The organism is Stenotrophomonas sp. STEN046 (assembly GCF_056759755.1).
The window spans coordinates 14,905-29,299 of sequence record NZ_JBRRDR010000038.1; the positions used below are offsets into that span (position 1 = coordinate 14,905).

The window sequence follows — 14,395 nt, forward strand, 5'->3', positions numbered from 1 at the left end:
CCCTCAGCGCAGCCCGCTCATCACCAGATACTGGTTCAGCAGGGGCTCGCCCCACATGAAGAACAGCCAGCCGGCCAGTGCCAGGTAGGGCCCGAACGGAATCGGCGTGGCCTTGTCGCGGCCCCGGCTGTACAGCCAGATCGAGCCGATGATGGCGCCCAGTACCGAGGACATCAGGATGATCGGCAGGATGCCCTTCATGCCGCACCAGGCACCCAGCGCGGCCAGCAGCTTGAAGTCGCCGTGGCCCATGCCTTCCTTGCCAGTCAGCTGCTTGAACAGCCACCACACCGACCACAGCGACAGGTAGCCCAGCAGGGCGCCCAGCAGGGCGGGCTTGGCCGGCATGTAGAGGTTGTCGATGCTGCCTATCAACCCCAGCCACATCAGGGGCAGGGTCAATTGATCCGGTAGCAGCTGGGTGCGCAGGTCGATGCCGGACAGGGCGATCAGGAAGCAGGTCAGCACGATTGCGCCGAAGCCCTGCCAGCCGAAGCCGAACTGCCAGACGCAGGCCAGCACCATCACCGAGGTCAGCGCTTCCACCAGCGGGTACTGGATGGAGATGGGCGCCTTGCAGTGACGGCACTTGCCGCCCTGGATGATCCAGCTGAACAGCGGGATGTTCTCGTACCAGGACAGCTTGTGCTTGCAGTGCGGGCAGTGCGACGGCTCCACCACGATGCCCGGTGGGGGCGGCTCGTAGAAGTCCGGCTCCTCCAGCACGTCGCGGGCGTCACGCTTCCACTGCCACTCCAGCCGCTTGGGCAGGCGCAGGATGACGACGTTCAGGAAACTGCCCAGCAGCAGGCCAAAGGCGGCCGCGGCGGGATAGCCGAGGCCGGGATGCTGGTCGAGAAATGCCATATGTTCTTTTATCCGACGACGGCGCCCAGTTTGAAGATGGGCAGGTACATGCCGATGACCATACCGCCTACGACGACGCCGATGAAGACCATGATCATCGGTTCGAGCAGGCTGCTGAGGGCATCCACGGCATTGTTGACTTCCTGCTCATAATACTCGGCTACCTTGAACAGCATGGTGTCCAGCGCGCCGGCCTCTTCGCCGATGCCGGTCATCTGGATGACCATGTGCGGGAACAGGTTCTGCTGCTTCATGGCCACATTCACCGGGTAGCCAACGGACACGTCGTCCCGCATGCGGAGCACGGCTTCTTCATACACCTTGTTGCCGGTCGCGCCAGCAACAATGCCCAAGGCCTCAACCAATGGCACACCGGCCTTGAATGTTACCGCCGTCGTCCGCGAGAAGCGGGCGATGGCGCTGTTGTTCATGATCTGGCCGATGACCGGTACTTTGAGAATCAGGCGATCCAGCGTGTGTTGCATTTTCAGAGAGCGCTTGTAGCTCATGACGAGCGCCACGGCCGCGCCGCCGAGGATGATCGCTATCAACCACCACCATGAAACCATGAACCGGGAGAGGTTGACGATCATCTGGGTGAAGGCAGGAAGTTCCGCACCAAAGCCATGGAACACTTCCTCGAACTGCGGAACCACGAAGATCAGCATGATGGCGCTGACCAGCAAGGCCACGACGACGACCATGATGGGATAAAACAGTGCCTTCTTGATCTTGCCTTTCAGGCCTTCTATGTTCTCTTTGTAGGTGGCGACCGTGTCGAGCACTGTTTCAAGCACGCCGGCGCCTTCGCCCGCGCGAACCAGGTTGCGGTATAGTTCGTCGAATTGCACCGGATGTTTGCTGACAGCCTCGTACAACGAGGAGCCGCCCTCGATATCGGTGCGAATGCCGTCGACCATCTTCTTCATGCGCGGGTTCTTGTGCCCGCTACCGATGATTTCCAAGGCCGATACGATCGGCACGCCGGACTTCATCATGGTAGCCATCTGCCGGCTGAAGAAGGCGATATCCTTCGCTCCGACAGCCTTGCCGGCTGCACCGAACAAAGGTTTGGGCTTGACCTTGACCTGGCCAGGGTTGATGCCCTGCCGGCGTAGTTCGGCCCGCAGCAGATTGGCATTCTTCGCCAACTGCTCGCCCTTCATCTTGACTCCGCGCTTGTCGACCCCCTCCCAGACAAACGGCTGCAACTCCATCGTGGCACGGGCCACGGGCTCTTTCTTGATCGCACTGCGACTGACAGACATGTTGGCTCCCCGGCCCGCCATCCCCAGACGGGCATCTGCCGATGGTAGCGGGTTCATGGCCGTCTTGGCAGATGTGGAGCAGTCAGAACTGTGAATTCGTGTCGGGTGTCGGCCAAAGGTGACGCGCTGCGTCACATTGCCGGGTTCGTCGCAAATCCTGTTAAGGGGGCTTCCCATCCAGGAATTTGCTGCCATCATTGGCCCCGGGGAAATCCAGGGGGAGGCGTGCCGGGGTTGGCACGCAACCTGCGTTGATCCACCCGCAGGTGCAGGACCCGCTCAGCCGGCCAATGGCCGGATCGATCCTGCGCACTGACTTAACCACCACTATCTTGGGGATGTAATCATGAAGAATCAGAAGGGCTTCACCCTTATCGAACTGATGATCGTTGTCGCGATCATTGCCATCTTGGCCGCCATCGCACTGCCGGCATACCAGGACTACACTGTCCGCTCGCGTGTTTCGGAAGGTGCTGTGCTGGCTTCGGGCGCCAAGGCTACCGTCGGTGAAAACATCGCCAACGCTGGCGGCGTGATCGACGCAACTGCTTGCAATGGTGTTGCGACTTTCAGCACGGCCACCAAGAACACTTCGAAGCTGGAATGTGCCAGCGGCGTGATCACCGTAACCGGCACCAAGGCTGCCAAGGACGTTGAGCTGAAGTTCACTCCGAAGAGCGAAAGCGCCGGAATCACCTGGGCGTGCACCTCTACTGCCGACAACAAGTACCTGCCGGCCGAGTGCCGCAAGGCTGCTCCGTAATCGGGCTATTGGGCTGATTGCCGGGTATTGACTGTCCGGTGGACCAGTTGAAGAAGGGCCCTGCATTGCGGGGCCCTTTTTTGTTGAGGACAGGCAATGAAGACGGTGGCTTTCCGCCAATATCTGGCTGCAGCTGTGGCCGGGCTGGTGCTGCTAGGCGTGCAGCTCCATCAGATTGTCCTTCGTTTCGGCACCGAGGGAATGCATCCGCGCGCGGATTTGATGCAGCGCCAAATTGCAATGGAACTGATGGACCGCCCTGGCTTTGTGGCGGCGATCTCGGCGTTCGCGCTGTTCGCGTTGGTCACCCATCTTCTGCTGACATTAGGGGCAATGTGGGTCTATCGCCGGGCCTGTGGAGTGGTGCTGCCTGCCCGACGTGATTCGTTCTGGCGCAGCCTGATATTCATGGCAGCAACTGTACTGCTGGCGACGATCGCCAACCATTGGCTGTTTCCACTGTCTGCATCGATGAGAGATGTTGAGCTGTTGATGGTTCAACGCTTATCGCCCGTTTTGATTGGTATCTGCATTGCGGTGGTTGCCAGCGCAGTGCTGGTTTCGGTCTATTCCGTGATGCGCCACCGGCGTGTGCTGTTGCTCGGCGTTTCCGTCATGGCGCTAGCACTAGGCCTGGGTGCTTGGAGTCGAAACGACGGCATGCGCGACCATGATGGAGGTGGACACCCGGACGTGATCATTCTCGGCGTAGACTCGCTGCGGCCGGACCATCTCTCGTCCTACGGGGAGTTTCCAGGTGGTCTGGCACCGGCCATCGAGAAAACCCTGGCTAATACTGTGGTGATGGAGGATGTGCGCACCCCCCTTGCCCGCACATTCGTTTCCTACAACAGCACGTTGACGGGGATGAATCCCCTCAAGCATGGGGCACGCTTCAACTTGTATCCGCGCTCGGAGTTTGCGCGCGACCAGAGCTTGGTCTGGGATCTGAAGCAGCAGGGTTATTCCACCATGCTTGCAATGGATGAGTCGCGATTCGCCAACTTCGACTGGACATTCGGCTTCGACACTACCGTCGCGCCAAAGATGGGGGCCATCGATTTCGTGGTGGGCGGTAGCTTCGATTTCTTTGCCACCAACTTGATGCTGGCGGCGCTGCCGGCAACCGATCTGCTCAATACCATTCAGGGGAATCGAGCAGCTTATCGGAGCTATCGATCGGTCGACCATACCCAAAGGGTGATCGCGGATCTTCAGCGCGTGCCGTCATCGGCACCGTTGTTCCTTGTCAGCCACCTGTGCTTGCCACATTGGCCGTATCTGCCCGGCGGGCTTAAGGAGGATAACTCGCTGGGTTGGGTCAGCAAGATCGCAGGCTACAAAGATTCTTCCTCGCAGTACCTAAGTGCAGTGCGTGAGGCCGACGGGCAGTTCGATGTTTTGATCCGGGAGCTCCGGCGCTTGAAGCGGCTGGACAATGCCATCCTCATTGTGATGTCCGATCATGGTGAAGACTTCTCCATGGACCGCGATCTACTTCAATCGACGGAAACCGGCGAGCAGGTGGGCTCTTACGGGCATGGCAGCTTCGCGCTGTCCGAAGTGCAGACCCATGTAGTGATGGGCATCCAGCGTTTCCGCGATGGCAAGCCGGTGTGGGAGCACCGTCGCGTGCGTGGTGCTGGTTCCCTGATTGACGTCGCGCCGACGGTAGCTGAAATGATAGGTCTGGATACTGTCCGCTTCGAAGGGATTTCTTGGCTGCCTGCATTGCAGGGCCGTGAAGATCTTAGCGCGGACCGAATCCGCTTCGTGGAAAACGGCCTTCGCTCAGCCGGTGTGGAGCGTCCTCACATCAACGAGCGTGAAGTGGCGCAGGAAATGTCCTATCTGTATCGCATAACGGACGATGAGCGCTTCGAAATCCGGCCGGAACTGCTGCCACAAAAGCTCCGCGAGAAGCAGCGTGGAGCTGTTCTCGGGCATATCGGAGTGATGACTGATCCCGCGTCTAGTAATGCACCTGGGGCGACAGGCTGTTGGCGAGTGGTCAACTATGAAAAGCGCACGATCGGTTGCACCGGTTTCCCGTCGGAGCAACCGGCCGTCGCTCGTCTGCAGTTGGCTGTCTGCAACTACTATCGACAGGAGCCGGGCTTTGAGCAGTATTGGTGCCATGGAGGGGTATCGTCGAGCCGGCGCGCTCCACTCGCTTCACGCTAGGGTGGACAGTGCTAAAAGGGTAGGATGTGGCGAATCTGGCACATTCTTCATGTTTATTGCTGCAGTGTGTGTTGACTGAATTAAGAGGGTTTCATGAACGCTGTGACCACCGCCAACCTCGTCGGCATCACCGGCCTGGCCCGCCGCCTGGTCCAAGACGGTGCCCTGGATGAAGCCGGCGCCCGCGACGCCATGGCCAAGGCCACCGCCGCCCGCCAGCCGTTGCCAACATGGTTTGCCCAGAACAAGGTGGTCGGCGCGGCCCAGCTGGCTGCGGCCAACTCTCTTGAGTTCGGTATGCCGCTGTTCGATGTGTCGGTATTCGATGCCAGCCAGAATGCGATGAGCCTGGTCAGTGAGGAGCTGCTGCGCAAGCACAACGTGCTGCCGCTGTTCAAGCGCGGCGGCAAGCTGTTTGTTGGCACCAGCAACCCCACCCATTCGCTGGATGAGATCAAGTTCCATACCAATCTGGTGGTGGAGCCGATCCTGGTCGACGAGGACCAGATCCGCCGCACGCTGGAGCAGTGGCATGCCAGCCACGACACCATTGGCGATGCGTTGGGTAGCGACGATGACGGCACGGGCAATTTGGACATCGCTGGTGGCGACGACGAGATCGCCAGCACTGATTCGGGCATCGACGCCAAGGGTGACGACACCCCGGTGGTGAAGTTCGTCAACAAGGTGCTGATCGATGCCATTCGCAAGGGTGCATCGGACATCCACTTTGAGCCCTACGAAGACGACTACCGCGTGCGCCTGCGCATCGACGGCCTGCTGAAGATGGTCGCGCGCGCACCGAACAAGCTCAACCAGCGCATCGCTGCGCGCCTGAAGGTGATGGCGCAGCTGGATATCGCGGAAAAGCGCGTGCCGCAGGATGGGCGCATCAAGCTCAACCTTTCCAAGACGCGGCAGATCGACTTCCGCGTCAGCACGCTGCCCACCCTGTTCGGCGAGAAGGTGGTGCTACGTATCCTCGATGGCAGCGCGGCCAAGCTGGGTATCGACAAGCTGGGCTACGAGCCGGAGCAGCAGAAGCTGTTCCTGGAGGCCATCCACAAGCCGTACGGCATGGTGCTGGTGACCGGTCCGACGGGCTCGGGCAAGACGGTGTCGCTGTATACCGCGCTGGGCATCCTCAACGATGAAACCCGCAATATTTCCACCGCCGAAGACCCGGTGGAAATCCGCCTGCCAGGCGTCAACCAGGTGCAGCAGAACAACAAGCGCGGCATGACCTTCGCAGCGGCGCTGCGGTCATTCCTGCGCCAGGACCCGGACATCATCATGGTGGGCGAAATCCGCGATCTGGAAACGGCGGAAATCGCCATCAAGGCGGCGCAGACCGGTCACATGGTGCTGTCCACGCTGCATACCAACGATGCGCCGCAGACCATCGCGCGCCTGATGAACATGGGCATCGCGCCGTACAACATCACCAGCTCGGTGACGCTGGTGATTGCCCAGCGCCTGGCGCGTCGCCTGTGTTCGAACTGCAAGCGGCCGGTGGATCTGCCGGCGCATGCGCTGCTGGCCGAGGGCTTCACCCAGGCGCAGCTGGATGCGGGTATCCAGCTGCATGAGGCCGTGGGCTGCGACGAATGCACCGAGGGCTACAAGGGCCGTACCGGTCTGTACCAGGTGATGCCGATGACCGATGAGATCTCCACGATCGTGCTGGCCGGTGGCAATGCGTTGCAGATTGCCGAGGCCGCGCAGGCGATCGGCGTGAATGATCTGCGCCAGTCGGCACTGAAGAAGGCGGCCGCGGGCGTGACCAGCCTGGCCGAGATCAACCGCGTTACCAAGGATTGATAGTAGATCCACGCCGTGCGTGGATGGCGCGGTGCAAGTGGTTGCCGGCCAGCGGCCGGCACTACCTATTCCATTCCCAGCTTTTTCAGCTTGTAGCGCAGCGCGCGGAAGGTGATGCCCAGCTGCGCGGCGGTACGGGTCTTGTTCCAGCGGTTTTCTTCCAGCGCGCGCTGGATGGCGCTGCGCTCGAGCTGCTCGATGTACGAGGGCAGGGCAGCACTGCCGGGGTGCAGGTCGACCACCGCTTCAGGCATCGCGCCGCTGCCGGGCGTGCGCGGCGCGTGCTGCGGCAGGCGCAGGTCGTCAGCACCGATACGGTCTTCTTCGGCCAGTGCCAGCGCGCGCTCAAGGATGTTCTCCAGCTCGCGCACGTTGCCCGGGAAGCCATACTGCGCCAGCGCGTCCAGCGCCGAGGGGGCCAGCAGCGGCGTGGCGCGGCCGTGGCTGCGGGCCAGCCGCGCCAGGATCGAAGCGGCCAGTGCGGGCAGGTCCTGGCGGCGCTCGCGCAACGGCGGCACCCGCAGTTCGATGACGTTGATGCGGTAGTACAGGTCGTGGCGGAAGCGCCCGTCCTCGACCAGCTCGGCCAGATCCTTGTGGGTGGCCGAGAGGATGCGCACGTCTACCGGCTCCTCGCTGGGCGCACCGACGGCGCGCACCGATTTTTCCTGGATCGCGCGCAGCAGCTTTACCTGCATCTGCAGCGGCAGCTCGGCTACTTCATCCAGGAACAGGGTGCCGCCATGCGCGGCCTGGAACAGGCCGGGCTTGTCGGCATGGGCGCCGGTGAAGCTGCCCTTGCGGTGGCCGAAGAATTCGCTCTCCATCAACTCGGTGGGAATCGCCCCGCAGTTGACCGGCACGAACGGACCGGCGGCGCGCGCGCCCTGTGCGTGGATGGTGCGTGCGACCAGTTCCTTGCCCACCCCGGATTCGCCAAGGATGTAGACCGGTGCCTGGCTGCGCGCGACCTTGCCGATGGTGGCGCGCAGCACATCCATCGCCGGTGAGTCGCCCAGCAGGCGCGCGGCCTGTTCGGCGGCAGGGCCGGGGGCGGCGCGTTCGCCGTTGTTGAGTTCCAGTGCGTGCTTGACCAGGCCACGCAGCACGCTGATGTCCACCGGCTTGCTGACGAAGTCGAAGGCGCCGGCCTTCAGTGCTTCCACGGCCAGATCCATGCTGCCGAAGGCGGTGATCATCGCCACCGGCGTGTGCGGGTAATGCTGGGCGATCTCGCTGACCAGTTCGATGCCGTTGCCGTCCGGCAGGCGCATGTCGGTGATGCACAGGTCGTAGGGATTGCTGGCCAGCAGTTCGCGGGCTTCGGCGAGGTTGGCGGCGGTGCTGATGCGCAGGCCCATGCGGCCGAGGGTCAACACCAGCAGTTCGCGGATATCGCGTTCATCGTCGACGACGAGGGCGCTGCGGGTTTCGTTCATGGGAGCAGAAGATAGCGGAGGGGGTGGGATGCGACAAATGTTTGACGCGGTGGATCAGTCCGGAAGCAGGGTGTGCGGGCCGGGCAGGACCAGGCGGAAGCACGAGCCACCGGCGGGCACGGGGATGTAATCCAGCCGTGCCTGGTTGGCGCGGCACAGTTCGCGGGCGATATACAGCCCCAGCCCGGTGCCGTGCTCGGAGGTGGTGAAGAACGGGCGGAACAATTGTGCGGCGACCGTTTCGGGAATGCCGGGGCCGCGGTCCATCACATCGATCACCGCGCTGCGTTCGTGCTGGGCCACGCGCAGCCGCACGCGCGCAGGCTGTTCGCCGATACGACCGTACTTCAGCGCGTTGTGCACCAGCACGGTCAGCACCTGGTACAGGTGCCGCGGGTCGACCTGCGCCGGCACCGAGGTGTCGTTGATGATCGGCTCGATGCTGTCCGTTTCCAGTGTCTGCCCTTGCTTGTACTCCAGTACGAAGCGACGCACGAAGGCGGCCAGGTCGACGTTTTCCGGGTTGGCGCGCTCGCGCCGCGCCAGGCCCAGCACGCTTTCGACGATGCCGTTGGTGCGCTGGCATTGCTGGTGGATGATCTGCAGCAGGCGGCGGTCGCTGTCGTTGAAGCCGGTACCTTCTTCCAGCAGCTGCACGGCGTAGTTGATGGCCGCCAGCGGGTTGCGGATCTCGTGGGCAAGGCTGGCCGAGAAGCGGCCCATCGCCGACAGGGTGAGCGATTCGGCGCGGCGCGAGACCACGCTGGAATCATCCAGGAACACCAGCACCAGGTCGCTGCCGGCCAGCAGGCGGGCGAAGCGGGGCTGTACTTCGGGCTGGTCCGGGTTGAGCTGCAGCGGCATTTCATCCTGCGCCCAGCCATTGCGCCAGCGCTGCAGGCGGCGCGCCAGTTCGGGCGATGTACTGGCCAGGTCCAGGCGGCCGCTCTCGCCGTTGCCATCGTTGTCGCCCAGCAGGATCGAGGCGGCTTCGTTGGCCAGGGTGATGCGGTTGTCGGCGTCCACCACGATGACGCCGGTGCGCATGCGGCGGATGATCAGTTCGTTGATCTGGAACAGGTTGGCCACTTCGTCGCCGCGCTGGTTGGCCAGCTGCTGGTTGCGGCGCGCGCGGTTGCCCACCTGGTAGCTGATGAAGGCCAGGGCGAGGTAGCTGGTGGCGAACATCGCCAGCTCGGCCAGGGTGCGGGTAGGGTCGCCGCCTTCCAGCACCTTCCACAGGTACTCGGCGGCGGTGGCCATGCTGGCGGCAAGCGCCAGCAGCAGGCCCCAGCTGAGTGGCAGCAGGGTGGCGGCGGCGGCGATGTTGAACAGCAGCGACATCGAGATGCCGGCGCTGGCGCCGGGCAGGGCATGTGCCAACAGGCTGGCCGCGATGATATCCAGCAGTACGCCGCCCACCACGATCTGCCGCAGCCAGCGTTCGTTGCGACCGATCACCAGCCACAGCAGGGACAGCAGCAGGTAGGCCGCGCCCACGCTGTAGGCCAGGCGCGGGTGGTGGGCCTCGCCGACCATGGCCGACAGCGGGCTGTAGAGCAGGGCGGCGATGACCGAGGCGATCAGGACGCGGTAGAGGGCGAAAAAGTACAGCTCGCGCCGCGGTATCGATTCGATGCGGTCGATCAATGAAGCACTGGGTGACACGCCGGAACTCCCCTTCTGGCTGCCTGGAACTGGATTCTGACGGCGCCGGGTGGAGCCTGCCCGACGTTCCCCCGATCGTCGGATCTGCTCGTTTCCCCGGTGCCGGCACCTTGGCTGGTCAGCCCCGGGCACGCCCGACGCTACGGTGCCAGTATAGGGCGCCAGCCCGGGGCTGGGCTGCGCAATCGGCCCGGGGGTGGCGGCTGCGGCGGGCTCGGGCCATGTCGCAACTGCCTGAATGGCCATGGAAATCTGATGGCTTCGGGCGTTTCATGCTTACGTCTTTGCGCCCCGGCGCTCGCTCGGCCACAATAGTGGGCCCGCCGCGGTCCATGCCGGCGCCCCGCCGGGGCCCTGAGGAATTGCGTGCGGTCGTTCCTATTCCCACGGTGACGCATGAATTTCCACGAATACCAGTCAAAACAACTGCTTGCCGAGTACGGCATCCCGGTCCCGGCCGGCAAGGTCGCTGCGACCCCGGACGAAGCTGTTGCCGCTGCCAACTCCCTGGGCCAGGGCCCGTGGATGGTCAAGGCACAGATCCACGCAGGCGGCCGCGGCAAGGCTGGCGGCGTCAAGTTCTGCAAGACCACCGACGACGTGAAGGCCGCTGCGGCCAAGATGCTCGGCACCAAGATGGCCACCTACCAGACCGCTGGCGTTGAACTGCCGGTCAACCTGGTGCTGGTGACCACCGCCGGCGAGATCGTCAAGGAACTGTACCTGTCGGTGCTGGTTGACCGTGGCACCAAGACCATCACCTACATCGCTTCTTCGGAAGGCGGCGTGGAGATCGAGCAGGTTGCTGCTGAAACCCCGGAGCTGATCCATTCGCTGAACGTCGACTTCGTCGAAGGCGTGCAGGGTTACCACGGCCGTGATTTCGGCTTCAAGCTGGGCCTGACCGCCAAGCAGGCCGGCCAGTTCGCCAGCATCATGGTGAACCTGTACCGCCTGTTCAACGAAAAGGACCTGGCGCTGGTTGAAATCAACCCGCTGGCCATCCTGGACGACGGCAACCTGTACGCGCTGGACGGCAAGTTCGACAGCGACGACAACGCCGCGTTCCGCCAGAAGGCCCTGGTCGCCATGCGCGACAAGACCCAGGAAGATCCGACCGAAGTGATCGCTTCGGAGCTGGACATCAACTACGTCACCATGGACGGCAACATCGGCTGCATGGTCAACGGCGCAGGCCTGGCCATGGCCACCATGGACGTCATCAAGCTCAACGGCGGCGAGCCGGCGAACTTCCTGGACGTGGGCGGCGGTGCCAACAAGCAGCGCGTCATCGAAGCCTTCAAGCTGATCCTGTCCTCGGACAAGGTCGAAGGCATCTTCGTCAACATCTTCGGCGGCATCGTCCGCTGCGACATGATTGCCGAAGGCATCATCGCCGCCGTGAAGGAAGTGGGCGTCAAGGTTCCGGTCGTGGTGCGCCTGGAAGGCACCAACGTGGAAGAAGGCAAGCAGCTGCTGCGTGACAGCGGCATGGCCATCATCCCGGCCGACAACATCAACGACGGCGCCAAGAAGGTCGTTGAAGCTGTCAAGAACGCCGCCTGATCCCGTCACCAAGGAATTCCCATGTCTGTTTTGATTAACAAGAACACCAAGGTGATCGTGCAGGGCTTCACCGGCCAGCAGGGCACCTTCCACGCCACTCAGATGATCGAGTACGGCACCCAGGTTGTTGGCGGCGTGACCCCCGGCAAGGGCGGCACCACCCACATCGACCTGCCGGTCTTCAACACCGTTGCCGACGCCGTGCAGAGCACCGGCGCCAATGCTTCGGTCATCTACGTGCCGCCGCCGTACGCGGCCGACGCGATCCTGGAAGCCGCTGCTGCCGGCATCAAGGTCATCGTCTGCATCACCGAAGGCATTCCGGTGCTGGACATGCTGCGCGTGAAGAACGTGCTGACCCGTTCGCATCCGGACACCGTGCTGATCGGGCCGAACTGCCCGGGCGTCATCACCCCGGGTGAGTGCAAGATCGGCATCATGCCGGGCCACATCCACAAGCCGGGCAAGATCGGCATCGTGTCGCGCTCGGGCACCCTGACCTATGAAGCGGTCAAGCAGACCACCGAAGTCGGTCTGGGCCAGTCCACCTGCATCGGCATCGGTGGTGACCCGATCAACGGCCTGAACTTCGTCGACTGCCTGAAGTTGTTCAACGAAGATCCGCAGACCGAAGGCATCATCATGGTCGGCGAAATCGGCGGTGACGCTGAAGAAGCCGGCGCCGAGTACATCAAGAACCACGTGAAGAAGCCGGTTGTCGGTTTCATCGCCGGTGCGTCGGCTCCGGCCGGCAAGCGCATGGGCCATGCCGGTGCGATCGCCTCGGGTGGCAAGGGTACGGCTGAAGGCAAGTTTGCTGCGATGGAAGCGGCAGGCGTGGTCACCGTGCGTTCGCCGGGCGACCTGGGCGCAGCCATCGCCAAGCTGGTGAAATAAGATCGACTGCCTCTGGCAGACGATGCTGTAGAGCCGGCCGCTGGCCGGCTGCTTGAAACAGAAAGGCCGCCTCCGGGCGGCCTTTCTGCGTCTGGCGCCCTGGCCATCCCGGCAGCCCCATCCACGCATGGCGTGGATCTACTGAGCCGGGGCTGTCCACGCAGTGAGCGCGCCCGGCGCGCGCATGGCGCGGCGCTACAATGAGCGCATTGCAACCACAGGCTGGACCCTCATGGCTTCGATCCGCATCGCGATGGCGCAGTTTGATTTTCCGGTCGGCGATGTCGCCGGCAATACCGCGCGCATCATCGAGATGATCGGCCACGCTCGCGACGAGTACGGCGCGGAGCTGGTGATGTTCCCGGAGCTGGCCGTCAGCGGTTATCCGCCGGAAGACCTGCTGCTGCGTCCGGGCTTCCTGTACGAGTGCGAGCAGGCCATGACCCGCATTGCTGCCGCCTGCCGTGGCATCACTGCCGTGGTCGGTTGGCCGCAGGCGGCAGGCGCGGTGGTCTACAACGCGGCCAGCGTGCTGCGCGACGGCCTGGTCGAGCAGACCTACCGCAAGCGCGAACTGCCCAATTACGCGGTGTTCGACGAGCGCCGCTACTTCGATGTCGACCCGGACGGTGGCAGCTGCGTGTTCGAGGTCAACGGCATTCCGGTTGGCCTGCTGATCTGCGAGGACCTGTGGTTTGCCGAGCCGCTGGCCGACACCGTGGCGGCCGGCGCGCAGCTGGTGGTGGTGCCCAACGCCTCGCCGTACGAGCGCGGCAAGCATGCCCAGCGCGATGCGGTTCTGGCCGCGCGCACCCGTGAGAGCGGGGCCGCGATCGCCTACCTCAACGTGGTGGGTGGCCAGGACGCGCTGGTATTCGACGGCGCCTCGGTGGTGGCCGACGGCGATGGCACGGTGCATCCGGCCGCGGCGGCGTTTGTCGACCAGTGGCTGGTGGTGGAGTACGACGGCCAGCACCGCCGCTTCATGCCGCACGTGTGGATGGACGATGGCGACGAGAGCATGGACGCGCTGGCCTGGCGTGCAGTGACCCGCGGCATCCAGGACTACTGCGGCAAGAACGGCTTCAAGAAGGTCTGGCTGGGCCTGTCCGGCGGCATCGATTCGGCGCTGGTGCTGGCAATGGCGGTGGACGCGCTGGGCGCGGAAAACGTCACGGCGGTACGGCTGCCGTCGCGCTACACCGCTGGCATGTCCAATGATCTGGCCGCTGAGCAGTGCCAGGCATTGGGTGTGAAGCTGGAGGCGGTGTCGATCGAGCCGGCATTCAAGGGCTTGATGGAGGCGCTGGCGCCGATGTTCGAGGGCACCGCAGCCGATGTGACCGAGGAGAACCTGCAGTCGCGCAGCCGTGGCGTGATCCTGATGGCATTGGCCAACAAGTTCGGCGGCCTGCTGCTGACCACCGGCAACAAGAGCGAGTACGCGGTGGGGTACGCCACGATCTACGGCGACATGTGCGGTGGCTATGCGCCCTTGAAGGATCTGTACAAGACCGAGGTGTTCGGCCTTTCCAAGTGGCGCAATACCGTGGGTGGTGCACCGGTCATTCCGCCGGCGGTGATCAGCCGCCCACCCTCGGCCGAACTGCGCGACAACCAGACCGACCAGGACTCGCTGCCGGCCTATGACGTGCTGGACGGCATCCTGTACCGCTACATCGACCAGGAGCAGTCGCGCACGGAGATCGTCGCAGCCGGTTACGACGCAGCCGTGGTCGACCGTGTGCTGCGCCTGGTGCGTATCAGCGAATGGAAGCGGCACCAGGCCGCGCCGGGGCCGAAGGTCTCGCGCCGCGCCTTCGGACGTGAGCGTCGTTATCCGATCAGCAATGGCTACAAGGGCTGAGGGCAGGGCCCATCCACGCATGGCGTGGATCTGCGGGGGGAGCCGGCCAGCGGCC

At 63.6% G+C, this 14,395-nt stretch carries 10 protein-coding genes; 6 read left to right on the forward strand and 4 right to left on the reverse strand.

Annotated elements, in window-relative coordinates; all coding sequences use genetic code 11:
• Positions 1–3: 3 nt before the first annotated feature.
• Both ACVOLJ_RS16035 and ACVOLJ_RS16040 read right to left on the reverse strand, forming a co-directional pair.
• Positions 4–867, reverse strand: coding sequence for a prepilin peptidase (locus tag ACVOLJ_RS16035; protein WP_475280126.1), 864 nt, complete (start codon positions 865–867; stop codon positions 4–6).
• Positions 868–875: 8 nt separating this feature from the next.
• Positions 876–2,135: a type II secretion system F family protein gene (locus ACVOLJ_RS16040; RefSeq protein WP_475280125.1), complete on the reverse strand. Its 1,260-nt coding sequence runs from the start codon at positions 2,133–2,135 to the stop codon at positions 876–878.
• Positions 2,136–2,481: 346 nt separating this feature from the next.
• Between ACVOLJ_RS16040 and ACVOLJ_RS16045 the strand changes: the two genes are divergently transcribed.
• From ACVOLJ_RS16045 to pilB, 3 genes are all read left to right on the forward strand, one after another.
• Positions 2,482–2,898 (forward strand): pilin, encoded by a 417-nt coding sequence (locus tag ACVOLJ_RS16045; protein ID WP_475280124.1) that lies wholly within the window; start codon positions 2,482–2,484, stop codon positions 2,896–2,898.
• Positions 2,899–2,994: 96 nt separating this feature from the next.
• Complete coding sequence (locus ACVOLJ_RS16050; protein WP_481564578.1) at positions 2,995–5,082, forward strand: sulfatase-like hydrolase/transferase; 2,088 nt, start codon at positions 2,995–2,997, stop codon at positions 5,080–5,082.
• A 93-nt stretch (positions 5,083–5,175) separates the two neighbouring features.
• The gene (pilB, locus tag ACVOLJ_RS16055) at positions 5,176–6,903 is read left to right on the forward strand and encodes a type IV-A pilus assembly ATPase PilB (RefSeq protein WP_475280121.1); all 1,728 of its coding nucleotides are present in this window, start codon (positions 5,176–5,178) and stop codon (positions 6,901–6,903) included.
• A gap of 65 nt (positions 6,904–6,968) precedes the next feature.
• On the opposite strand, the gene ACVOLJ_RS16060 is transcribed toward pilB, so the two are convergent.
• Both ACVOLJ_RS16060 and ACVOLJ_RS16065 read right to left on the reverse strand, forming a co-directional pair.
• Entirely contained in the window at positions 6,969–8,342 is a 1,374-nt protein-coding gene (locus ACVOLJ_RS16060) for a sigma-54-dependent transcriptional regulator (RefSeq protein ID WP_475280120.1), read from the reverse strand.
• Positions 8,343–8,396: 54 nt separating this feature from the next.
• Positions 8,397–10,010: a sensor histidine kinase gene (locus tag ACVOLJ_RS16065; RefSeq protein ID WP_475280119.1), complete on the reverse strand. Its 1,614-nt coding sequence runs from the start codon at positions 10,008–10,010 to the stop codon at positions 8,397–8,399.
• A 396-nt stretch (positions 10,011–10,406) separates the two neighbouring features.
• On the opposite strand from ACVOLJ_RS16065, the gene sucC reads away from it, so the two are divergent.
• From sucC to ACVOLJ_RS16080, 3 genes are all read left to right on the forward strand, one after another.
• Positions 10,407–11,576, forward strand: coding sequence for an ADP-forming succinate--CoA ligase subunit beta (sucC, locus tag ACVOLJ_RS16070; RefSeq protein WP_093818751.1), 1,170 nt, complete (start codon positions 10,407–10,409; stop codon positions 11,574–11,576).
• A 21-nt stretch (positions 11,577–11,597) separates the two neighbouring features.
• Positions 11,598–12,473: a succinate--CoA ligase subunit alpha gene (sucD, locus tag ACVOLJ_RS16075; RefSeq protein ID WP_017356169.1), complete on the forward strand. Its 876-nt coding sequence runs from the start codon at positions 11,598–11,600 to the stop codon at positions 12,471–12,473.
• A gap of 232 nt (positions 12,474–12,705) precedes the next feature.
• Positions 12,706–14,340 carry an NAD+ synthase gene (locus tag ACVOLJ_RS16080; protein ID WP_475280118.1) on the forward strand — a complete coding sequence of 545 codons (1,635 nt, stop codon included), beginning with the start codon at positions 12,706–12,708 and terminating at the stop codon, positions 14,338–14,340.
• Positions 14,341–14,395: the final 55 nt, after the last annotated feature.